Annotated in this window: 22 protein-coding genes, 1 other RNA gene and 1 riboswitch; of the genes, 13 read left to right on the forward strand and 10 right to left on the reverse strand. The window is 69.5% G+C overall.

The genetic code is table 11. The annotated features are described in order from the left end of the window. Window positions 1-220: 220 nt before the first annotated feature. The 5 genes from EV147_RS01340 to EV147_RS01360 all read left to right on the forward strand — a co-directional run bounded on the left by EV147_RS01340 (window position 221) and on the right by EV147_RS01360 (window position 5,870). Entirely contained in the window at window positions 221-898 is a 678-nt protein-coding gene (locus EV147_RS01340; protein ID WP_130389336.1) for a GntR family transcriptional regulator, read from the forward strand. A 39-nt stretch (window positions 899-937) separates the two neighbouring features. Continuing rightward, window positions 938-2,356 (forward strand): malonyl-CoA decarboxylase domain-containing protein, encoded by a 1,419-nt coding sequence (locus EV147_RS01345; protein WP_130389337.1) that lies wholly within the window; start codon window positions 938-940, stop codon window positions 2,354-2,356. A 123-nt stretch (window positions 2,357-2,479) separates the two neighbouring features. Beyond that, window positions 2,480-3,490 carry a Bug family tripartite tricarboxylate transporter substrate binding protein gene (locus tag EV147_RS01350; protein ID WP_130389338.1) on the forward strand — a complete coding sequence of 337 codons (1,011 nt, stop codon included), beginning with the start codon at window positions 2,480-2,482 and terminating at the stop codon, window positions 3,488-3,490. After that, entirely contained in the window at window positions 3,490-4,272 is a 783-nt protein-coding gene (locus EV147_RS01355) for an enoyl-CoA hydratase/isomerase family protein (protein WP_130389339.1), read from the forward strand. Before EV147_RS01350 ends, EV147_RS01355 begins: the two co-directional genes overlap by 1 nt. A 56-nt stretch (window positions 4,273-4,328) precedes the next feature. Next, window positions 4,329-5,870 (forward strand): malonate--CoA ligase, encoded by a 1,542-nt coding sequence (locus tag EV147_RS01360; RefSeq protein ID WP_130389340.1) that lies wholly within the window; start codon window positions 4,329-4,331, stop codon window positions 5,868-5,870. A 48-nt stretch (window positions 5,871-5,918) separates the two neighbouring features. Here EV147_RS01360 and EV147_RS01365 read toward each other — a convergent pair whose 3' ends face one another. The 5 genes from EV147_RS01365 to EV147_RS01380 form a co-directional block, all read right to left on the reverse strand. Beyond that, window positions 5,919-6,611, reverse strand: coding sequence for an SIMPL domain-containing protein (locus tag EV147_RS01365; RefSeq protein ID WP_130389341.1), 693 nt, complete (start codon window positions 6,609-6,611; stop codon window positions 5,919-5,921). Between the two features lie 68 nt (window positions 6,612-6,679). Beyond that, complete coding sequence (locus EV147_RS01370) at window positions 6,680-7,153, reverse strand: EVE domain-containing protein (RefSeq protein ID WP_130389342.1); 474 nt, start codon at window positions 7,151-7,153, stop codon at window positions 6,680-6,682. Between the two features lie 71 nt (window positions 7,154-7,224). Then, window positions 7,225-7,443, reverse strand: a non-coding RNA gene (ssrS, locus tag EV147_RS26535) — 6S RNA. A 338-nt stretch (window positions 7,444-7,781) separates the two neighbouring features. Further along, on the reverse strand, window positions 7,782-8,105 hold the full coding sequence (locus EV147_RS01375; RefSeq protein ID WP_130389343.1) for a cell division protein ZapA: 324 nt from the start codon (window positions 8,103-8,105) through the stop codon (window positions 7,782-7,784). Then, window positions 8,102-8,425, reverse strand: coding sequence for a hypothetical protein (locus tag EV147_RS01380; RefSeq protein WP_130389344.1), 324 nt, complete (start codon window positions 8,423-8,425; stop codon window positions 8,102-8,104). Before EV147_RS01380 ends, EV147_RS01375 begins: the two co-directional genes overlap by 4 nt. Before the next feature lie 275 nt (window positions 8,426-8,700). After that, window positions 8,701-8,911: riboswitch (cobalamin riboswitch) on the forward strand. Between the two features lie 93 nt (window positions 8,912-9,004). Between EV147_RS01380 and EV147_RS01385 the strand changes: the two genes are divergently transcribed. From EV147_RS01385 to EV147_RS01415, 7 genes are read left to right on the forward strand one after another with little or no spacing between them, the layout of a single operon-like run. Further along, window positions 9,005-10,927, forward strand: coding sequence for a TonB-dependent receptor domain-containing protein (locus EV147_RS01385; protein WP_130389345.1), 1,923 nt, complete (start codon window positions 9,005-9,007; stop codon window positions 10,925-10,927). 3 nt (window positions 10,928-10,930) lie between these two features. Then, window positions 10,931-11,938 carry a FecCD family ABC transporter permease gene (locus EV147_RS01390; protein ID WP_130389346.1) on the forward strand — a complete coding sequence of 336 codons (1,008 nt, stop codon included), beginning with the start codon at window positions 10,931-10,933 and terminating at the stop codon, window positions 11,936-11,938. Beyond that, window positions 11,935-12,762 (forward strand): ABC transporter ATP-binding protein, encoded by an 828-nt coding sequence (locus tag EV147_RS01395; protein WP_130389347.1) that lies wholly within the window; start codon window positions 11,935-11,937, stop codon window positions 12,760-12,762. Before EV147_RS01390 ends, EV147_RS01395 begins: the two co-directional genes overlap by 4 nt. Next, complete coding sequence (gene cobO, locus EV147_RS01400) at window positions 12,749-13,384, forward strand: cob(I)yrinic acid a,c-diamide adenosyltransferase (protein ID WP_130389348.1); 636 nt, start codon at window positions 12,749-12,751, stop codon at window positions 13,382-13,384. Before EV147_RS01395 ends, cobO begins: the two co-directional genes overlap by 14 nt. 20 nt (window positions 13,385-13,404) lie before the next feature. Then, window positions 13,405-14,469, forward strand: a complete 1,065-nt coding sequence (cobT, locus tag EV147_RS01405) for a nicotinate-nucleotide--dimethylbenzimidazole phosphoribosyltransferase (RefSeq protein WP_130389349.1) — start codon at window positions 13,405-13,407, stop codon at window positions 14,467-14,469. A 4-nt stretch (window positions 14,470-14,473) separates the two neighbouring features. Then, window positions 14,474-15,250 (forward strand): adenosylcobinamide-GDP ribazoletransferase, encoded by a 777-nt coding sequence (locus EV147_RS01410; protein WP_130389350.1) that lies wholly within the window; start codon window positions 14,474-14,476, stop codon window positions 15,248-15,250. Next, entirely contained in the window at window positions 15,235-15,816 is a 582-nt protein-coding gene (locus EV147_RS01415) for a histidine phosphatase family protein (RefSeq protein WP_130389351.1), read from the forward strand. Before EV147_RS01410 ends, EV147_RS01415 begins: the two co-directional genes overlap by 16 nt. A gap of 11 nt (window positions 15,817-15,827) precedes the next feature. Here EV147_RS01415 and EV147_RS01420 read toward each other — a convergent pair whose 3' ends face one another. From EV147_RS01420 to cobU, 4 genes are read right to left on the reverse strand one after another with little or no spacing between them, the layout of a single operon-like run. Next, entirely contained in the window at window positions 15,828-16,718 is an 891-nt protein-coding gene (locus EV147_RS01420; RefSeq protein ID WP_130389352.1) for a cobalamin-binding protein, read from the reverse strand. Continuing rightward, a complete protein-coding gene (cobD, locus tag EV147_RS01425) occupies window positions 16,715-17,749 on the reverse strand; it encodes a threonine-phosphate decarboxylase CobD (RefSeq protein ID WP_130389353.1) in 1,035 nt (344 codons plus the stop codon). The genes EV147_RS01420 and cobD overlap by 4 nt, the downstream gene beginning before the upstream one ends. Beyond that, complete coding sequence (gene cbiB, locus EV147_RS01430) at window positions 17,746-18,705, reverse strand: adenosylcobinamide-phosphate synthase CbiB (RefSeq protein ID WP_130389354.1); 960 nt, start codon at window positions 18,703-18,705, stop codon at window positions 17,746-17,748. Before cbiB ends, cobD begins: the two co-directional genes overlap by 4 nt. Then, window positions 18,702-19,451 (reverse strand): bifunctional adenosylcobinamide kinase/adenosylcobinamide-phosphate guanylyltransferase, encoded by a 750-nt coding sequence (gene cobU, locus EV147_RS01435; RefSeq protein ID WP_130389355.1) that lies wholly within the window; start codon window positions 19,449-19,451, stop codon window positions 18,702-18,704. Before cobU ends, cbiB begins: the two co-directional genes overlap by 4 nt. 170 nt (window positions 19,452-19,621) lie before the next feature. On the opposite strand from cobU, the gene EV147_RS01440 reads away from it, so the two are divergent. Continuing rightward, entirely contained in the window at window positions 19,622-21,103 is a 1,482-nt protein-coding gene (locus EV147_RS01440) for a cobyric acid synthase (RefSeq protein ID WP_130391150.1), read from the forward strand. Window position 21,104: 1 nt separating this feature from the next. Here EV147_RS01440 and EV147_RS01445 read toward each other — a convergent pair whose 3' ends face one another. Then, window positions 21,105-21,659 carry a GNAT family N-acetyltransferase gene (locus EV147_RS01445; protein ID WP_130389356.1) on the reverse strand — a complete coding sequence of 185 codons (555 nt, stop codon included), beginning with the start codon at window positions 21,657-21,659 and terminating at the stop codon, window positions 21,105-21,107. Window positions 21,660-21,714: the final 55 nt, after the last annotated feature.

Genomic DNA, 21,714 nt, shown 5'->3' on the forward strand with positions numbered 1-21,714 from the left:
TTTCTTTCATGCGCGGGCAATCTTCTGCAGGGGAGGCAGGAGTTTGCCCGCCGCACCTCTTGGCTCCAATCGCCGAATCTCCAGAATCACCATACCAAGGCACCGCGCGAGGGGTTAACCCCGCTTGTGGTGGACGCGGCCTTCTCCATAATTATGAATTATTGAGGCGTATGCGCCTCTCCCCCAGATCCAGGTGGCAGCAGGCGGCCAGGAGTCGTTGATGCGTATCGTGCGGCAGGCGATGTACCTAGAAGTGGCCGATCGGCTTCGCGCCATGATCGACGACCGCACGCTCTCGCCGGGCGCGTGGATCGACGAGGTGGCGCTCGCCGGGTCGCTTGGCACCTCGCGTACGCCGCTGCGCGAGGCCCTGAAACTGCTGGCGGCCGAAGGGCTGGTACGGCTGGAACCGCGCCGGGGGTGCTTCGTCAACGCGCTGACCGAGCAGGATCTGGACGAGATCTTCCCGCTGATGGCGCTGCTCGAAGGCCGCTGCGCCTTCGAGGCCGCGCGCAACGCCTCGCAGGCCGATCTCGACGCCCTCGAAGGGCTGCATGCCCAGCTGGCGCGCTTTGCCCAGGCTGGCGACATCGACGCGTACTACGAAACCAACTACCAGATCCACGAGGCGATCCAGCGGCTGGCCGGCAACCGTTGGCTGTCGGGCGTGGTCAGCGACTTGCGCAAGGTGCTGCGGCTGTCGCGCCACAAGAGCCTCAAGCTGCCGGGCCGGATCCATGAATCGTGCGCCGAGCACCTGTCGGTGTTTTCGGCGCTCAAGGCTCACGATTCCGAAGGCGCCGAAGCGCTGATGAAGACCCACGTCCTGCGCCAGCGCGGCGCGCTGCGCACGCTGGACCGCGCCGAGACTGTGCCCCCCATCCCGAAGTTCGGATAAATCCCTGAAGACCCGACGATCCCGCGCCAGGAACGACCCATGACCGCCCTCGATCCCGCAGACCAGAAGACTGTCAGTGCGCCGCTGGAAGCCAGCGAGCCGGTCAGCGATACGCTGTTCACGCGCTTCGGCCGGTGGTGGGGCCGCAAGGGCGACGACAACCCGGCCCCGGCCGCCACGGCGCCGCAGCTCGAGCCGACGTTGTCGACGCGCGCCATCAAGCGCCAGCGCGACCAGTTGCGCCAGTGTTTCGATGCCCGGCTGACCGACGGCGCCGCCAACAGCGCCGCGCAGGCGTGGCAGGACGAGTACCAGGCCGCTTCCGAGCCGCTGCGCCAGGCCATGCTCGGCGTGCTGGCCGAAGTGGCGGCCGGGCGCGATGCCGCCGGCGTGCCGCCGGCCAGCGCCTCGGGCCTCTCGGCCGCGCTCTCGAACGCGCGCATCCGCTTCTTCAAGCGCTTTGCCGCGCAGCACGGCCAGCGCGGGACCAGTGCCTGCGGGCTGCACTTCCTGATCCAGTTGCGCGCCGACATGCTGCGCTGGCACAAGCGCATTCCGGGCCTGCGCGAACTCGACGAAGACCTTGAGGCGCTGTTCTCGAACTGGTTCGACGTGGGCCTGCTGGAACTGCAGCCGATCACGTGGGATTCGCCGGCCTCGCTGCTCGAAAAGCTGATCCGCTACGAGGCGGTGCACGAGATCTCGTCGTGGACCGACATGCGCAACCGGCTCGATTCAGACCGCCGCTGCTACGCGTTCTTCCACCCGCGCATTCCGCGCGAGCCGCTGATCTTCGTCGAGGTGGCGTTCGTGCCCGAAATGGCCGCCAACGTGCAGGCGCTGCTCGACGAGGCCGCGCCGCTCGAAGACCTGCGCCGCGTGAAGTGGGCCATCTTCTATTCGATCTCGAACACGCAGGCCGGGCTGCGCGGCGTCAGCTTCGGCAACTTCCTGCTCAAGCGCGTGATCGAGGAACTGCAGCGCGAGTTCCCCAAGCTCAAGCAGTTCGCCACGCTGTCGCCCATCCCCGGCTTTGCCGACTGGCTGCGCAAGCAGGACGGCGACGCGGTGGCACGCATCCTGGGTGACAAGCGGCTGGCCCGCTGGCGTGAACGCCACGGCGACGTGCCGGCCGACGGTGCCGCGTGGCTTGGCGCGCTGCCGGCCGACTCGGGCGACGCCGTGGTGCGCGACAGCGCGCTGACGCTGGCCGCGCACTTCCTGGTCAAAGCCGGCGCGAAGGGCGCGCCGGCCGACCCCGTGGCGCGCTTCCACCTCGGCAACGGCGCGTGTGTCGAACGTGTGAACTGGGGCGCCGACCTGTCGCGAAAAGGCCGCGCCCAGGCGTGCGGGATGATGGTGAATTATCTTTACGTGCCCGAGGCGCTGGATGACAATCTGGCTCGCCTCGGCGACGGCAACCCGCGCATCAGCCGCGCGGTGGCCAAGCTGTTGTGAGCCTTGGGTCGGGCACGAGGAATGCGCCAGGCAACGGTTTTTGTCGGGTGTTGTGCAGTGGTGTTGGGTAGCAGTACTTCGATTGACTTTCCGCAGTAAGTAGAGAGAAAGAGGAGACAGTACATGTATCGTCAGCGCAGCCTGACCGCGTTCGCACGCGTGTTGGCACTCACCGGCCTCATGGCCGGCATCGGGGCGGCAAGCCTCCACGCCTCCGTTGCCCATGCGGCGGACCCCTGGCCGGCCAAGCCCGTGACCGTGATCGTGCCGTTCCCGGCCGGCGGCGGCACCGACGCGTTTGCCCGCCCGTTGACCGCGCAGCTGTCCAAGCAGCTCGGCAAGCAGTTCGTGATCGACAACCGCGGCGGCGCCGGCGGCACCGTGGGCGCCAGCCTGGCCGCCAAGGCCACGCCGGACGGCTACACGATCTTCATCGGCGGCGCGCACCACGCCATTGCCCCGTCGTTCTACAAGAAGCTCGACTACGACATCGAGAAGGACTTCATTCCCATCACCGTGATCGCCCAGCCGCCGCAGGTGATCGTGGTCAACCCGACCAAGGTGCAGGCCAACACGGTCAAGGAACTGATTGCCTACGCCAAGCAGCACCCGGGGCAACTGAACTACGCCTCGGCGGGCAACGGCTCGGCGCACCACCTGGCGGGCGAACTGTTCAAGCTGGAAACGAAGACCGACCTCGCGCACGTGCCGTACAAGGGCGCCGGCCCGGCCCTGAGCGACCTGATCGCCGGGCAGGTGGACCTGATGTTCGACGGCCTGGGCTCGTCGGCGCAGCATATCCGCGCCGGCCGCATCAAGGCGCTGGCGGTGGCGGCCAAGACCCGCTCGGCGGCGTTCCCGAACGTGCCGACCGCGGCCGAGGCGGGCGTGCCGAACTACGAGGTGTCCACCTGGTACGCCCTGTGGGCGCCCAAGGGCACGCCGAAGGATGTGGTCGACAAGCTCTACGCCGAGACCGCCAAGGCGCTGAACAGCCCCGAGATGAAGGCGATCTGGCTGCAGAACGGCTCGGACATCCCGCAGTTCACGCCGGAGCAGTTCGCGCAGTTCCAGCGCGCCGAGATCAAGCGCTGGGCCGAAGTGGTGCAGCGCTCGGGCGCGAAGATCGACTGATGGGCGGCGCCGTCACGTTTGCGCGCGACGGGGCCGTGGCCCTGGTCACGCTGTCGCATCCGGGCAAGCTCAACGCGATCTCGGCCGGCATGTGGCAGGCGCTGGCGCAGGGGTTTGCCGGGCTGGCCGCCGATACGTCGCTGCGCTGCGTGGTGGTGCGCGGCGCCGACGGCAACTTTGCCGCCGGCGCCGATATCGCTGAATTCCCCACCGTGCGGGGCGATGCGGCGGCCGTGCGGCACTACCACACGCAGACCATCGCACCGGCGCTGCAGGCCATCGCCAACTGCCCCCATCCGACGCTGGCCGCCATCGAGGGCGTCTGCGTGGGCGGCGGGCTGGAAATCGCCTGCCATTGCGACCTGCGCATCGCCGCCACGGGCAGCCGCTTCGGCGTGCCGATCAACCGGCTGGGCTTTCCGATGGCGCCGGGCGAGCTGGGCGGGCTGCTGGCGCTGGCCGGGCGTGCCGTGGCGCTGGAAATCCTGCTCGAAGGACGCGTCTTCGATGCCGACGAGGCGGCCCGCAAGGGCCTGCTGACGCGCGTGGTGCCCGAGGCGGCGCTGCACGACGAGGTGGCCGCCACGGTGCAGCGCCTGTGCGCGGGCGCGCCGCTGGCCGCGCGCATCAACAAGGCCACGATCCGCCGGCTCTCGCCGGCGCCCGCGCCGCTGACGGCGGCCGAGCTCGACGCGCATTTCTCCTACGCCACCAGCCGCGACCATGCCGAAGGCGTGGCCGCGTTCCTGGCGCACCGTCCTCCGGATTTCACCGGGGAGTAATATGTCGGCCGGCCGGCTATCATGGCCGGCTGCACGCCATATTCCTTCTAGCATCCATGAACGCCAATCTGTTCGCCCTGTTCGAATCCCGCTTTCCCGCCGACCGCACCGCCTGCTGCATCGAGACGCACGACGGGCTCTACTACACGTGGGACGACCTGGACCGCGCCACGGCGAAGATCGCCAACCTGCTGACCGCGCTGACGCTGCCCGCCGGCGCCCGCGTGGCGGTGCAGGTCGAGAAGTCGGTCGAGGCGCTGTGCCTGTACCTGGCCACGCTGCGCGCCGGACTGGTCTACCTGCCGCTGAACACGGCCTACCAGGAAGCCGAGATCGACTATTTCGTCGGCGACGCCGAGCCGGCCGTGGTGGTCTGCAGCAGCGCGAACTTCGGCTGGGTGTCGAAGGTGGCGTTCAAGCACAACACGCACCATGTGTTCACGCTCGACGAGAACCGCACCGGCTCGCTGCTGCAACGCGCCGCCATGCAGCCGGACCAGTTCACGACCGTGGCGCGCCAGGACGACGATCTCGCCGCCATCCTGTACACCTCGGGCACCACGGGCCGCAGCAAGGGCGCGATGCTGACGCACCGCAACCTGGCGTCGAACGCGCAGACGCTGCACGAGGCCTGGGGCTGGCGCAGCGACGACGTGCTGCTGCACATGCTGCCGATCTTCCACGTGCACGGCCTGTTCGTGGCGTCGCACGGCGCGCTGCTGGCCGGCGCCAAGATGATCTGGGCGCCGAAGCTCGACATGGCGCAGATCCTGAAATTCATCCCGCGCGCCACGGTCATGATGGGCGTGCCGACGTACTACGTGCGCATGGTGCAGGAGCCGCGCTTCGACCGCGAGGTCTGCGCCAACATGCGGCTGTTCGTGTCGGGCTCGGCGCCGCTGCTGCTGGAGACGTTCGACGCCTTCCGCGAACGTACCGGCCACACGATCCTGGAACGCTATGGCATGAGCGAGACCGTGATGCTGGTCTCGAACCCGTACGATCCGGCGCAGGGCGAGCGCATCGGCGGCACGGTGGGCCTGCCGCTGCCGGGTGTGTCGGTTCGGGTGATGGATGGCGAGGGCCGCGCCTGCGAGCCGGGCGTGATCGGCAACGTCGAGGTCAAGGGCCCGAACGTGTTCAAGGGCTACTGGCGCATGCCGGAGAAGACCGCCCAGGAATTTACCGCTGACGGCTGGTTCCGCACCGGCGACGTGGGCCGCTTTGGCGCAGAGGTGGCGGGCCGCGCCGTGCCGGACAGCTACCTGACAATCGTCGGCCGCAGCAAGGACCTGATCATCTCGGGCGGCTACAACGTCTACCCGAAGGAAATCGAGAGCTTTATCGACGAAATGCCGGGCGTGGCGGAATCGGCCGTGATTGGCGTGCCCCACGCGGATTTCGGCGAGGCCGTGGTGGCCGTGGTGGTCCGCAAGCCCGGCGCCGAGATCGACGAAGCCGGCCTGATCGGCACGCTCAAGGGCCGCATCGCCAACTTCAAGGTGCCCAAGCGCGTTCACGTGGTGGAAGAACTGCCGCGCAACACGATGGGGAAGGTACAGAAGAATGTGTTGCGGGAGCAGTACAACACGCTCTGATGTTGTTTTCTCCCCTCTCCCATGAAGCGGGAGAGGGGAGAAACCCTTTTACTTCACCATCTGCACGGCCCCATTCACCGACACCGTCACCTGCGTCTTGCCGCCCTCGACCGGGATTGGCGCGCCGGCGTCGGCGGACATGGCCTTCGCGGCGTACATGCGCGGCATCGGCGGCACCATGCCGCCGCCTTCATTGACCGAGACCTCGCGGATCGTGTAGCCCGTGTAGCCGAACAGCTTCGCGGTGGCCTGGGCCTTGTCGCGGAACGCGGCCACTGCCTGATCGGTCAGTTTCTGCTGCACGGCCTGGCGCGCCTCGCGCGAGAGCGAGAACGACACGTTCTGCACCTGCATCTGGTTCGACAACTCGCCGGCCAGCTTCGAGATCGCCGCGAAATCCTTCGACTTCAGGATCACCTCCGAGCGGCCGCGCCAGGCGCTGATCTTGCCGTTGCGGTCGGTGGTCGGGTGAATCGTAAAACCGCCAGATTGGGCTTCCACGCCCGAGGTGCGCTTGGCCTGCGCCAGCACGGCCTGGGTGCGGGTCGACAGCGCGTTGGAGATGGCCGACGGCTCCTGGCCTTCCTGCTCCACTGCCAGCGTCAGCTGCACGACATCGGTCGGCACTTCGGTCACCGCCTCGGCGTTCAGCGACAGCACGCCCGAAGGCGGCGGCACGGTCTGGGCGGTGGCCATGGCGGCCGTGGTCGTCAGCAGCGAAGCAAGCAAGAGTTTCTTCATATTGTTCTCCACGAATGTGATGCCCTTCAGACGCGCGCGCCGCGAAAATGTTCCGGCGTGCCGATGGTTCACTTCATCAGCTTGCCGGTGATGAAACGCCACTCCGCGGCGGTGACCGGCGTGATCGACAGCCGGTTGCCGCGCCGGAGCACCACCATGTCGGCCAGCGCCTCATGCTCGCGCAGCGCCGGCAACGCAATCAGTGCCGACTTGCCGACGAAGCGCACGTCCACCAGCGACCAGCGGGGGTCTTCGGGCTTCGATGCCTTGTCGAAATAGTCGCTTTCAGGGTCGAACTGGGTGGGGTCGGGGTAGGGCTGCGAGCAGACTTCGGCCAGCCCGGCAATGCCCGGCTCGGGGCAGGACGAGTGGTAGAACAGCACGCCGTCGCCAATGCGCATCTGGTCGCGCATGAAGTTGCGCGCCTGGTAGTTGCGCACGCCGGTCCAGGGCAGGGTGCCCTTTTCGGCAAGGTCGTCGATGCTGGCTTCGTCCGGTTCGGACTTCATGAGCCAGTACTGGCGCGCGCGCGTAGTGGACATGGGATGTCGGCGGAAGCCGCAAATGAAAAAGGCGGTGGTTCATCAAACCACCGCCTCTTCATCACTTGAAGGGGGTCCCCGCCTCGGCCGCTGGATCGGCATCCTGAACCCAAGTGAGGTTCAGAGTGGCTGCGGAAGTCGCATTTCGGGTACATCACCCACTCAGGGAGTCCAGGGCAGAACCCAGAACTTTGAGTGCGGTGACGCGCTCGCCCACACGACATAATCCCGCACCATGCAATGCATATCGGTTCAAGGAGTTATGATCCTCACGAACCAGGCAGGGAAACTGTCAAACGTCTGACTTTGCTTTCCTTCGCGCAAACTGCAACTGCGTGCGCTGGGGATGTCAGACGTTTGCCGTTTCAATTGGGATGGGTGGAAACGGCGGCCAGGCACGATAACCCGGCCATTTTGCTGCATCGGACGCTGGGCGCCGCGCAGTGGCTCCACTATACACCGCGCATTGGCGCATACCAAGCCGGACGTGTCGCGTCGTTACATTTTCCACCACACCATCCATCCCGCGCCGCCGACGCGCCGCGCAGGGCGCGGCACCGGCTTCACATGCACGTCATATTGTGGCCCCGCCGCGCAATTCAAGCGTAGCCGGCAGGGTTTTTTCACCCTACCGCGTGCCCACGTGCGCGTACTGGCGCAGTGCCTCGTCGGCGCGGTCGTTCAGTTCGCGGATGCGCGCGCGCACGGCCTCCACGGGAATCGCGCCTTCCTCCTCCTGCTTGTGGCGCATGGCCAGCAGGTCCGAGGCCAGGCTGATCGCGGCCATTACGGCCACGCGCTCGACCCCCTTCGTGGAAACGGTGCCCTTGAGCTTGTTCATCTTGTCGTCGACCAGGGCCACGGCTTCGAGCAGCGCGGCCTCGTTGTCGGGGGCGATGGCGAAGCGATAGGGCTGGCCGGCGATGTTCACTTCCACTTGCTTGTTGCTCATGCGTGTTCTCCGGGGGCTTGCTGCGAACCTTCCGAGGCGTTGCGCGGGGTGCCGTCGCCGAGCAGGTCGAGCTGGCGTGCGTCGCTGGCGGTGGGCAGCTTGTCCAGGATCGACTGGATGCGCAGCTGCGCTTCCTCGATCTTGATATTGAGCAGTTCGCGGTCGGCCGCCATGGCTTCGCGGTCCGCGCGCAACTGGTTGGCCTCGGCCTGCAGGCGGTCGATTTCCGCGCGCAACCGCTGGTTTTCCGCCGCCAGGGTGTCTGCATGATGCAGCACGCGCCCGATCTTGGCGGCCAGTTGTTCGAGTTCGTTGAGCATAGTGCCTGTCGTGTCCGGTAGGAGTAGTGGTCAGGTTTCGGAATTCTAGCCGATGCACGCGCGGGGGCTACCGCACAACGCGCCCGATCAGACCGGCGTGCCGCTCCGAAGTTGCAGCGAACGGCCGTACGAGGGACCACATACGGGTCCGGGCCGGGCGCCATCGGGGGCATCGCACCATGGTTAACGGCAGCTTGATCCATCGCATTGACGCCCGGATTGAAACTCCCTACACTCGCGCCGTTCCAGGTGCTCGCGGCACCCGCGCACGTCGGGGTCGCAGTTCAACGGGAAACAGGGAGCGGGGCGCCGACGCCATGTCGGAACCGGCCAACCTGTGCTGCCCCCGCAACGGTAAGCGACCGCGAACCCAGTGTCCTCGCTGTTTTACGAGTTCCAGAGTCCTTCGCAGGGCTGGCCAAGCGCCACTGACCCATACCGGTCGGGAAGGCGGCCTGCCTGATGTCGCCAGCCCGGATACCGGCCTGCCGAACGCGGGCGTCCGCCTCCACGCGGCACGCCTCATCGCCACATGGTCCGCGGGGGAACGGACCTGGCCGTTCTCTTCCACCCTGACTCATGCGTTTCACGCCATCCAGGTCGACCGCCGCGGCTCATCCGCCGGTTCGTCCTTGCGCGCCTGCCATCCTGGCGGCCGCAGCCGTTGTTTCCACATCGTCCCTTCCCGCCTTCGCGCAGTCTGCTGCCGAGGGGCAGAGTCTTGCCCCGGTGGTCGTCACTGCCTCGCGCACCGCGCAGAGCGTGACCGAGGCGCTGCCGCACACCACCGTGGTCACCCATGACGACATCGTCAACTCCCAGGCGCCGGACCTGCGCACGCTGCTGCGCGGCCAGGCCGGGGTCGAGTTTTCCGCCAACGGCGGCATGGGCGCCAATACCACGCTGTTCCTGCGCGGCGCCAACTCGAACCAGGTGCTGATCCTGATCGATGGCGTGCGCGTGGCCGGCGTGAGCGGCGGCACGGCCCAGCTGGCCAATATCCTGCCCGACCAGATCGAGCGGATCGAGGTGGTGCGCGGCAATGTCTCGGCGCTGTACGGATCGGACGCGATCGGCGGCGTGGTGCAGATCTTCACCAGGAATGGCGCCGGCAAGCCGCCCGCGGCCAACGCGCAGGTGGAGTACGGCAGCAACAACACGCGCCAGGGCACGGTGGGCTACGGCGGGCAGGTGGGCGACACCTCGTTCAACGTGACCGGTTCCATCTTCAAGACCGACGGTTTCTCGTCGGTCAACTACCAGCAGTGGGCCGCCGCCAACCCGGCGGCGGTGCGGCGCGGCACGGGCCCGAACCCGGCCGACAACCCGTACGAGAACAAGAGCGTCTCGGGCCAGGTGCGCCACCAGTTCACGCAGGACTGGGACGCCGGGTTCGCGGCGTACTACTCGAACAGCCAGCTGTCGTACGACAGCACCAGCGGCCGCCCGACCGACGACTACCGCATGGACAGCGAGCTGTACACGCTGTCGGCGTTCGTCAACGGCAAGGTGACGCGCGACTGGACCACGCATTTCAAGCTGGCGCAGAGCGAGGACCGCGCCGAGACCACGAAGAACCGCCTGTTCGACAGCCTGTTCAGCACCCGCTCCCGCCAGTTCAACTGGCAGAACGAGTACGCGCTGACGGCAGACCACAAGCTGCTGTTCGGCACAGACTGGCTGCAGCAGGAACTGGCATCCAGCTCCTACGCGGCGCCCACGCGCAACGTGTTCTCGGTCTATGGCGGCTACGAGGGGCGTATCGGCCGCCATCAGCTGCAGCTGAACGCGCGCAACGACCACTATTCCGATTTTGGCAACCAGGGCAGCTTCTTCGCGGGCTATGGCTTCAACGTGACCGGGCAGGTCAAGCTGATCGCCAACCTCAGCAACGCGTTCCGCGCGCCCACGTTCAACGAGCTGTACTACCCGAACTACGGCCAGCCGAACCTGAGCCCCGAGCGCGCCAAGTCCGCCGAGGTGGGCGTGCAGGTGGATACGGCCAGCGCCGGCCTGCTGCGCGTGACGGCGTTCGAGACGCGCTACAACGACCTGATCGTCTCCACGCTGCAGCCGGGCGGCCTGTACCTGGCGCAGAACGTGGCCAAGGCCAAGGTGCAGGGCATCGAGGCGTCGTGGCGCGCCACGGTCTACGGCACGGACCTGGGCGCCAGCGTCACGTTCCAGAATCCGGTCGACGAGGAGAGCAACACGCAGCTGATCCGCCGCGCCCGCCGGCATGCATCGTTCGACGTGGGCCGCAACTTCGGCAGCTGGCGCCTTGGTGGCGAGTGGCTGGTGTCGTCGTCGCGGCTCGACAACGGCTCGCGCACGCTGGGCGGATACGGTATCGTCAGCCTCAACGCCCGCTACAACATCGACAAGCAATGGTTCGTGGCCGCCCGAGTGGAAAACCTGTTCGACAAGCAATACATGCTCGCCTTCCCGTACAACACGCAGGGCCGGGCCGGGTTTGTCACGCTGGGCTGGCGCCAGAAGTAAGCCATGGCTGAGCTGCGCCGCGCGCTGACCGTCTGGAGTGTCCTGGCCGTGGCCGGGGCGGCGGTGTTCGCGCTGTCGCTGGCCGTGGGCAGCGTGGCGCTGGACGCCGGCCAGCTCTGGCAGGCGCTGACCGGGGCCGATACCGGCACCGCCGGCGCCATCGTGCGCGAACTGCGCCTGCCGCGCGCCGCCGCGGCGTTTGCCTGCGGCGGCCTGCTGGCGCTGTCTGGCGCGCTGATGCAGGTGCTGCTGCGCAACCCGCTGGCCGAGCCGTACGTGCTGGGTGTCTCCGGCGGGGCCTCCACCGGCGCGCTGCTGGCCATGCTGCTGACGCTGCCGCTCTGGACCATCCAGGCCGGCGCGGCGGCCGGCGCGCTGTGCTCGATGCTGCTGGTGGCCACGCTGGCCCGGCGCGACCTGCTGCATCCGCAGGTGCAGGGCGGCCATCACGAGGCCGGCGCGCGGCTGCTGCTGACCGGGGTCATCCTGGCGGCGGGGTGGGGCGCGCTGATCACGCTGATCCTGGCCGTGGCGCCGGAATCGCGGCTGCGCGGCATGCTGTTCTGGCTGACCGGCGATCTCGGCGGCACGTCGAGCTACGGCTGGGCGCTCGGCATGCTCGGCGCCGCGCTGGCGCTGACACTGCCCATGGCCCGGGCGCTGAACGTGATGCTGCTCGGCGAGACCGTGGCGCAGGCGCTGGGCGTGCGCGTGGGCCGGGTGCGGCTGGCCACCTTCCTGATTGCGTCGTTCTCGATCGCGGCGGCGATCACCACGGCGGGGTCGATCGGCTTTGTCGGCCTGGTGGTGCCGCACATGGTGCGGCTGGCCTGGGGCAACGACCAGCGCCTGCTGCTGCCGGCCGCCGTGCTGCTGGGGGGCACGCTGCTGATGGCGGCCGACCTGATCGCCCGCACGGTGATTGCCCCGGCGCAACTGCCGGTGGGCGTGATCACGGCGCTGCTGGGCGTGCCGACCTTCCTCTACCTGCTGCTGCGGAGGCCGCGATGACAGTGCCGAGCCATTGGTCCGAACCGCTGGCGGCCTGCCCCGAGCTGGCGCTGCGCGACGTCGGCCTGCGCGCCGGGCCGCGCGTGTTGCTCGAACGGCTGTCGATGTCGATTGGCGCCGGGCAGCTATGGTGCATCGTCGGGCCCAACGGCGTGGGCAAGTCTACGCTGATGGGCGTGCTGGCCGGCCTGCGCGCGCCTGATGGCGGCGGCATCGTGATCGATGGCGCCGACCTTGCCCAGGTGCCGCCGGCCATGCTGGCGCGGCAGCGCGCGTACCTGCCGCAGGCGGTGCATGACACGTTCTCGATGCGCGTCGAGGACGCCGTGCGCATCGGCCGCCACCCGCACCTGAGCGGCTGGGGCTGGGGCCGGCGCGACGACGACGGCGTGGTGCGCGACGTGATGGCCGCGCTCGACCTCGATCCGCTGGCCGGCCGCGACGTGCTGACGCTGTCCGGCGGCGAGCGCCAGCGCGTGTCGCTGGCCGCCGCGCTGGCGCAGCAGGCGCCGCTGCTGCTGCTCGACGAACCCGTGGCGCACCTCGACCTGCGCCACCAGATCCAGGTGCTGGACCTGCTCCAGCGCCTGACCCGCGCCGGGCGGCACGCCGCCGTGGTCATCGTCCACGACCTGACGCTGGCGCAGCGCTACGCGAGCCATGCGCTGCTGATGTCCGAAGACGGCCAGGCGCTGCACGGCCCGGCGCCGGACGTGCTGACTCCCGCGCAGTGCTCCCGGGCGCTGCGCACCCCGATTATCCGCATCAGCGACGGCACGCACGCCGCGCTGATCCCCGATGGAAACCGCAATGAGCGACACTGAAAACACCGTCCCGGACGGCAGCGAAGGCCGCGACGAGCGCCACAAGGCGCGCATGGTCCGCAAGAAGGAAGTCGTGGACGCCAAGATCGCCTCGGCGCAGGCCGAGCGCGGCGTGATCGTGATCACCACCGGCAACGGCAAGGGCAAATCAAGTTCCGGCTTCGGCATGGTGGTGCGCGCGATGGGGCACGGCATGCGCACCGGCGTGGTCCAGTTCATCAAGGGCGCCATCCCGAGCGGCGAGGAGATGTTCCTGCAGCGCTTTCCGGAGCAGTGCGAGTTCCACGTGATGGGCGAGGGCTATACCTGGGAGACCCAGGACCGCGCCCGCGACGTGGCCAAGGCCGAAGCCGCCTGGGAAGTGGCGCGCCGCATGCTGCGCGACCCCGGGATCGGGCTGGTGCTGTTCGACGAACTGAACATTGCGCTGAAGCTGCACTATCTGGACGTGGAAACGGTGATCGCCGACCTGCGCGCCCGCCCGCCGATGCAGCACGTGGTCATCACGGGCCGTGGCGCGCCCCCGGCGCTGGTGGAGGCGGCCGATACGGTGACGGACATGACGCCGGTCAAGCACGCCTTCCAGCAGGGGATCAAGGCCCAACGCGGCGTTGAAATGTGACACGAGGACCGACTGACAGCATGACCCATTACTCCGACTACGCCCTGACCCTCCCGCCGATCGACGCGCCCGACGAGGCGCTGCGCGCCGCGCTGCAGGCGGCGATCGACGACAAGACCAAGCCGCTGGGCTCGCTGGGCCGGCTCGAATCGCTGGCGCTGCGGATCGGCATGATCCGGGGCGAGACGGTGCCCGAACTGAACCGCCCGGCGATTATCGTGTTCGCGGGCGACCACGGCGTGGCCGACGCCGGCGTCAGTGCCTTTCCGGCCGAAGTGACGGCGCAGATGGTGCTGAACTTCCTGAACGGCGGTGCGGCGATCAACGTGTTCACGCGGCTGCACGGCATGGCGCTCGAAGTGGTGGACGTGGGCGTGCGCGCGCCGCTGCCGGCCTCGGCCGGGCTGGTCAACTGCCGGGTGGCCAACGGGACGCGCAACTTCGTCGAACAGGCCGCAATGACGCCGGCCGAAACCGGCGCGGCCATCAATGTCGGCATCGCCCGCGTGCTGCGCCACGCGCAGCAGGGCACCAACGTGATCGGCTTCGGCGAGATGGGCATTGCCAATACCTCGGCGGCGGCCTGCGTGATGAGCCGGCTGACCGGCCTGCCGCTGGATGCCTGCACGGGGCGCGGCACGGGGCTCGACGATGCCGGCGTGGCGCGCAAGCGCGACATCCTGGCCCGTGCGCTGGCGGCACATCCCGGCGCCAGCGCGCCGCTCGACGTGCTGGCCACGTTCGGCGGCTTCGAGATTGCGGCCATGACGGGCGCCTTCCTGGCTGCGGCCGCCAGCCGCATGGTGATCCTGGTCGATGGTTTCATCGCCTCGGCGGCGCTGCTGGTGGCCGCGCGCATCGACCCGAACGTGCTGCATTACTGCGTGTACTCGCACTGCTCGCACGAACAGGGCCACCGCGCGCTGCTGGCCGAGTTCGGCGGCGAGCCGCTGCTGGCCCTGGACCTGCGCCTGGGCGAGGGCACCGGCGCCGCGCTGGCCTGGCCGCTGGTGGCGTCGGCGGCCGCGTTCCTGCGGGAGATGGCCACGTTCAGCGGCGCGGGCGTGACCAACGCCTCCGCCTAGCGCCATGGCCAACGAACTCCGATTCTTCCTGACCGCCCTCGGCTACTTCACGCGCGTGCCGCTGCCGCAGCGGCTGGCCGGGTGGGTGGGGTTCGAACCGCACTACCTGAACGCCGCCGCGCGCTACTTTGCACTGGTGGGCCTGCTGGTCGGCGCGGTGGCGGCGCTGGTGACCTGGGGTGCGTGGCAGCTCTGGACCCCTTCGGTGGCGATCGTGCTCGGCATGGCGGCCACGCTGCTGCTGACCGGCGCGTTCCACGAGGATGGGCTGGCCGATTGCGTCGATGCGTTCGGCGGCGGCTACCGCCGTGAGGACGTGCTGGCGATCATGCATGACTCGCGCGTGGGGGCGTTTGGCGCCATTGCCATCGTCGTGGCGCTGCTGCTCAAGTGGCAGTTGCTGGTAGCCGTGGGCGAGGCAGGCGGGCTGGCGTTGCTGCTCGCCACGCTGGTAGCGGCGCACGGCGCGAGCCGGGCGATGGCGATCACGTTTCTGGCCACGCACGAGTACGTGCGGCCCGAGGGCAAGGCCAAACCGGTGGCGCAGCGGCTGGCCGGCGCGGGGCTGCTGTTCGCGCTGGCGTGCGGCGTGCTGCCGCTGCTGTGGCTGTCGCCCTGGTTTGCGGCGGCGGCCATCGTCGCGCTGGCCGGGCTGCGGACGGCGCTCGGCGCCTACTTCGTGCGGCGGCTCGGTGGCTATACCGGCGACTGCCTCGGCATGGCGCAGCAGCTTGCCGAACTGACCCTCTACCTCGTGGCGGCCGCATGGAAGTGGTCCTGATCCGCCACGCGCAGCCCGCGGTCGAGGCCGGTATCTGCTACGGCAGCCTGGAACTGGCGCTGGCCCTGCCGATGCAGCCGGCGGCCGCGGCGATCGCGGCCGGCATCGGTGCGCCGGACCGCATCGTCACCAGCCCGGCGGCGCGGGCGCGCGATACGGCGGCGGCGCTGGCCGGCTGTCTCGACGCACCCCCTGCCTGCGAGATCGAGCCGCGCCTGCGCGAGATGGATTTCGGCAACTGGGAAGGGCGGCGCTGGGACGATATTCCGCGCGACGCGCTCGACGGGTGGGCGGCCAACCTGATGGATGGGCGCCCCCACGGCGGCGAGAGCCCGGCACAGGTCATGGCGCGCATCGGCGCCTGGGTAGAGACGCTCGACGTGGCCTCGGACGAACGGATCTGGGTGGTCACCCACGCGGGCCCGATGCGGATGCTGGCTGCGCGATGGCTCGGGCTGCCGCTGGCGCAGACGCTGGAATGGTCGCTGGGATTCGGGGCGACGTGCCGGTTCCGGGTGGGAGCGGGCGGGGTGAGCCTGGGGTGGTGGAACCGGGTGGTGGTATAGCGCCGGCGTGCCTACCGCCGTGACCTTGCCACCTCCAGATCCTTGCAGATCTGCGCCGCCCCCTTCACCACCCTCGGGCCCGCGCGGTTCACCAGGTCGCCGTCGATGATGAACAGGTTGTTGCGGGCCACCGCCGTGACCTGTTTCCACTTCGCCCATGTCGAGAAATCCGCGAGCGGCTTGTCCGGGCGGGTGGCGCCCATGCCGGCGGTGAACATTGCCTCGGGGTTGCCGGCCACCACGGCTTCGACCGAGACCGTGGGCACCAGCGGGGTCTCCTTCTCGAACATGTTGCGGCCGCCGCACAGGGCCAGCAGGTCGCTGACCAGATGCTGGCCGTTCAGCGTCATCAGCGGCTGCTGCCAGACCTGATAGAACACCGGGACGGGCGGCCGCGCCGCGTAGGTCTTGCGCAGCGTCTCCACCTGCTGGCGGAAATCGGTGGCGGCGCGGCTGGCCACCGGCTCGGTGCCGAGCAGCGTGCCGAGCTTCTCGATGTTCTCGGGGATCGATTCGAGCCGGCGCGGTTCGCTGAAGAACAGCGGCATGCCGAGCGCGCGCAGGCGGTCGGTCTGTTTCTGGGCGTTGCCGTGGCGCCAGACCACGATCAGGTCGGGCTTGAGCGCGGCGATACGTTCGAGGTCCAGCGCCTTGTTGTCGCCCACGCGCGGGATGTCGCGGGCCTGCGGCGGATAATCGCTGTAGCTGACCGTGCCGACGATGCGGTCACCGCCGCCGGCCGCGAAGATCAGCTCGGTCACGTGCGGCGCCAGCGACACGATACGGCGCGCGGGCTGGTTCAGCGTGACGGGCTGGCCGCTGTCGTCGGTGACGGTGATGGCGGCGTGGGCGGAAAATGTTGTCGCGGCGAGCGCGGCAAGCGGCAGGAAGCGTGACTTCATCGCGTCTTGTCGGTATCGGTATCGGTGTCGGTGAGGGCGTGGCCCAGCGCGGCATCGAGCCGCTGCCAGGCCGGTTCGTGATCGGGCGGCAGCCCGAGCCGCAGGCTGGCCGGACAACCGCCCGCCGCGTCGAACAGCCGCGTCCAGACGCCTTGCCGCGCCAGCGCTTCATGCAGTGCCGGGGCGCGGGCGTCGGGCACCCAGTGGAACAGTGGCTGCGAGGCCGGCGCCAGGCCATGGGCGCATAGCAATTTCGCCAATCGCTGGCCTTGCCGGACCAGGGCGGTACGCGTGGCGTCCTGCCATGCGGTGTCGGCCAGGGCACGGCGCGCCACGGCGCGGGCTGGCCCCGAGACGGTCCAGTGGCCGAGCCGGTCCGCCAGGGTGTCGAGCAATGCCGGCGCGGCCAGTACGAATCCGCAGCGGATGCCGGCCAGCCCGTAGAACTTGCCGATCGAGCGCAGCACGACGAGTCCCGGCGTGCCCGTGTGCGGCGCCAGCGACGACGCTGCCATGCTGTCGAGGAACGCCTCGTCGACGATCAGCGTATCCAGCGCCGCGCGCCAGTGGAGCAGCGTGTCGGCGGACAACAGTCGGGCAGTGGGATTGTTCGGATTCACCACCACCAGGTGGTCGAGGCCATCCGCAAGATCGCGCCGCGCGAAATCGGCTTCGTCGAGCGGCACCACGGTATGGCCGGCGCCGGCGAAGGCCGGGGCGTACTCGCTGTAGCCCAGCGCGGCGATGCCCACGCGCCCGGGGCGCAGCAGTGCCGGCAGCGTGCGGATGGCGGCCTGCGAGCCGGCCACGGGCAGCGCGTGCGGTGCGCCGTAGGCTTGCGCGGCCATCTCGGCAAGGCCGTCGTCGTCCTGCGGCAGCCGTTGCCAGATATCGGCGGGCAGTGCCGGGACCGGATAGCCGGCCGGATTGATGCCGGTGGACAGGTCGAGCCAGTCTTCGACGGGCCGCGCGTAGCGGCGCACCGCGGCCAGCAGATTGCCGCCGTGCCGGATCGGGGCGATGGCCGTCATGACAGCAGCGTGAACACGGGCACGCTCAGCATGGCGACCCCCAGCCACAGCCACAGCGTGCGGTGCACCAGCCGCAGGCACGCCTGCACATGGGCGGCGGCCGGCGCGGCGCCGGTGCCGAGCGGCGGGCGCTCCTCCCACTCGCCGTGATAGCGCGCACCGCCGCCAAGCGCCACGCCCACCGCACCGGCGCCGGCGGCCATCACCGGGCCGGCGTTCGGGCTCGACCACGCACCCGCCTGCGTGCGCCAGCAGCGCAGCGCCTGTCCGGTGGCGCCGAGCAGCGCGTACGACAGCGCGGTGAGCCGGGCGGGAACCAGGTTCAGCAGATCGTCGATGCGGGCGGCGGCCCAGCCGAACATTTCCCAGCGCGGCGTGCGGTAGCCCCACATCGCGTCCAGCGTATTGGCCAGCCGGAAGGCGATCACGGCCGGCGCGCCGCCGATCAGGAACCAGAACAACGCGCCGAAGATCGCGTCGTTGCCGTTTTCGAGCGCCGATTCGCAGGCCGCCCGCGCCAGCGCTTCGGCATCGGCATCGGCGGTGTCGCGCGAGACGATGCGCGCGGTCAGCGTGCGTGCCAGCGCCAGGTCATGCCGGCGCAGCGCCTCGGCGATCGGGGCAATGTGCTGGCTCAGGCTGCGCGCGCCCAGCGCAAAGTACAGCGCCACCGCGTGCAGCGCCCAGCCGAGCAGCGGGTGAACGGTGGTGGCCAGCGTGACGAGCCACCACGCAAGGGCGGCGGGGCCAAGCACGACCAGCGCCCACGCCAGCAGCCCGGCCGCGCGCTGGCGCGGCGCGCTGCGCCCGGGGCGGTTCAGGGCATTGGCGACGAGCGTGGCGATCCGGCCGAAGCCGACCAGCGGATGCCACCGGCGCGGCTCGCCGAGCCAGCGGTCCAGCAGCACGCCGGCAAGTGCGGCCGCCACGCAGGCGGCCCAGGACAGCATGATCATCGCGCGGGGTGGGACGTCGACGGGGACGAGGCAGGGTCCTTGATGGCCACCGGGATGCCGGCCACCAGCAGCCGCACGCGGTCGGCGGCGGCCGCGAGCTTCTGGTTCAGGCGGCCCAGTTCGTCGACGTAGAAGCGCGTGATGGCGCCCATCGGCACCACGCCGAAGCCGATCTCGTTGGAGACCAGGATCACGTGGCCGGGCAGCATCGGCAGCGCGGTCATCAGCGCGTCGATTTCCTCGGTGAACGGGGGTGGCGGGGTGATGACGCCGTGGTCGGGGTAGTCGCGGTTGTCGCCAAAGATCAGGTTGTTGAGCCACAGCGTGGCGCAGTCCACCAGGATGCAGCCGTCATGGCGCGCGTGCGCGTAGAGGGCGTCGGCCAGGTGCACGGGTTCCTCGACCAGCGTCCAGTCCGCCGGCCGGCGCGCCCGGTGCAGCGCGATGCGCACCTCCATCTCCTCGTCGGCCGGTTCGGCGTCATGGCGCGCCGTGGCGATGTAGGTGACCGGCCCGCCCGTCAGCGCGGCGTGGTCGGTGGCAAGCTGCTCGGCGAAGTGGCTCTTGCCCGAGCGCGCCCCGCCCAGCACCAGCGTAAGCTGGCGCGCCGGCGCGGGGCCGGCCGGCTTCGGTTGCACGGCGGTCTCCGGCTCGGGCGCGGCGGCCTGCGCCGCGCCGGCCGCGGCCGGTTCGGCAGCGGCGGCCAGGTTCAGCGCCTGCGGTTGGGGGGTGGCCTCGGTCTTCATCCGGCGTATTGTAGCCGCCGCATCCGGCGGCCGTATGCACGGATCTTGCAGGCCGGCGCGTATTTTGGCGCGCCCTGGGGCGGGGCTGCTGCGATAATCTCGCGATGCGAAACGAACCCGCCGCCAACTTCCCGATTCCCGATGCCGCGCGTGCCCTGCGCGGCACGCTGATGGTCCAGGGCACCACGTCCGACGCCGGCAAGAGCACGGTGGTGGCGGGGCTGTGCCGCGTGCTGCTGCGGGCCGGCGTGGCCGTGGCGCCGTTCAAGCCGCAGAACATGGCGCTCAACAGCGCGGTGACGGCCGATGGCGGCGAAATCGGCCGTGCGCAGGCGCTGCAGGCGCAGGCGGCGGGGCTGGTGCCGCATACCGACATGAACCCCGTGCTGCTCAAGCCCAGCAGTGACATTGGCGCGCAGGTCATCATCCACGGCCGCGCCCGCATGGACCTCGATGCGCGCGCCTATCACGCCTACAAGCCGCAGGCGATGGCGGCCGTGCTCGACAGCCACGCGCGGCTGGCGGCGGCCTACGGCGTGGTGCTGGTGGAGGGCGCGGGCAGCCCGGCCGAAGTCAACCTGCGGGATCGTGATATCGCCAACATGGGTTTTGCCGAGCGCGTGGACTGCCCGGTGGTAATCGTGGCCGATATCGACCGGGGCGGCGTCTTCGCCCATCTGGTGGGTACGCTCGACTGCCTGTCGGCGTCGGAACGGGCGCGCGTGGCCGGCTTCATCATCAACCGTTTCCGGGGCGATATCGGCCTGCTGCAACCGGGGCTGGACTGGCTCACGGCGCGCACGGGCAAGCCGGTGTTCGGCGTGCTGCCCTACCTGCACGGCCTGCACCTCGACGCCGAGGATGCGATTGCCAGCGGACAGGTGGCGCGCGGCGCCGATGGTGACATCCTGCGCGTGATCGTGCCGGTGCTGCCGCGCATCTCGAACCATACCGATTTCGATGCCCTGCGCGCCCATCCGCAGGTAGACCTGCGCTTTATCGGGCCCGGCATGCCGATACCGCCGGCGGACCTCGTGATCCTGCCCGGCAGCAAGAGCGTGCGTGCCGACCTGGCCTTCCTGCGCGCCAACGGCTGGGACGATGCATTGCGGCGCCACCTGCGCTACGGCGGCAAGCTGGCCGGCATCTGCGGCGGCATGCAGATGCTGGGGCGACGGATTCACGATCCGGACGGCCGGGAAGGGCTGGCCGGCAGCAGCGCGGGGCTTGGCCTGCTCGATTTCGAGACCACGCTGGCGTCTGACAAGCAGTTGCGGCGCGTGAGCGGGCGGCTGGCGCTGGACGAAGCAGGCGGACCGGGGAATGGCGCGGCCGTGGAAGGCTACGAGATCCACCTCGGCGTGACCGCTGGCGCCGCGCTCGACCGTCCGGCGCTCTGGCTCGACGATGGCGCGGGCGGCAGCCGCCCCGACGGCGCGGTGTCCGATGACGGCCAGGTGCTGGCCACCTATGTCCACGGCCTGTTCGACCAGCCGGACGGCTGCGGCGCGCTGCTGCGCTGGGCCGGGCTGGCGGGGGCCGCGGGCGTGGATCTCGATGCGCTGCGCGAGGCGTCGATCGACCGGCTGGCCGACAGCATGGCCGCCAGCCTGGACCTTGCGGCGATGTTCGCGCCGCTGGCGCAGCGGTAGCTCAGGGGCCCGGTGCGAGGCGCGCCACCAGCGCGTCGACGTCGTGCCAGGTCACGCGCCGCACGGCCATCATCAGGTCGGTGCCGGGGAAGGGGTCATGGAACGGATCGGATTCCTCGCCGCCGAGCCGCCTGTAGAACTCGCGCGCCTGCACGTTGCCATCGAGCACATAGAGGAACAGCGCCTTGCCCGGCCACTGGCTGGCCGCGCGGCAGGCGCAATGAGACATCAGTGTCTTGCCATACCCCCGGCCGTGATACTGCTGCATCACATGTAGGTTGTCGACGTAGACCCCGTAGCCCGGCTCGGCCAGCGGCATCAGGCACGAGAAGCCGGCCGGCTGGCCGTCCACGCGCAGAATCGTCGCTTCGAGTGGCGCCTCGGACCCTTCGAGCATGCGGGCGCGCCACGTGGCCAGGCGCTCGTCGAGGGCGTGGACGTCGAGGTATTCGGCGGGCACCAGGCCGGCGTAGGCATGGCGCCAGCTTTCGACATGGAGGTGGGCAAGCAGGTCGGCGTCGGCCGCGGTGGCAGGAATCAGTTCAATCAGGGGCATGGCGGGGCAATGGACAGCGGGGGTGCGCAGCCATCTTAACGTCGCACTGTTAGAA

It is taken from the genome of Cupriavidus agavae (assembly GCF_004217045.1).
Taxonomy (GTDB): domain Bacteria; phylum Pseudomonadota; class Gammaproteobacteria; order Burkholderiales; family Burkholderiaceae; genus Cupriavidus; species Cupriavidus agavae.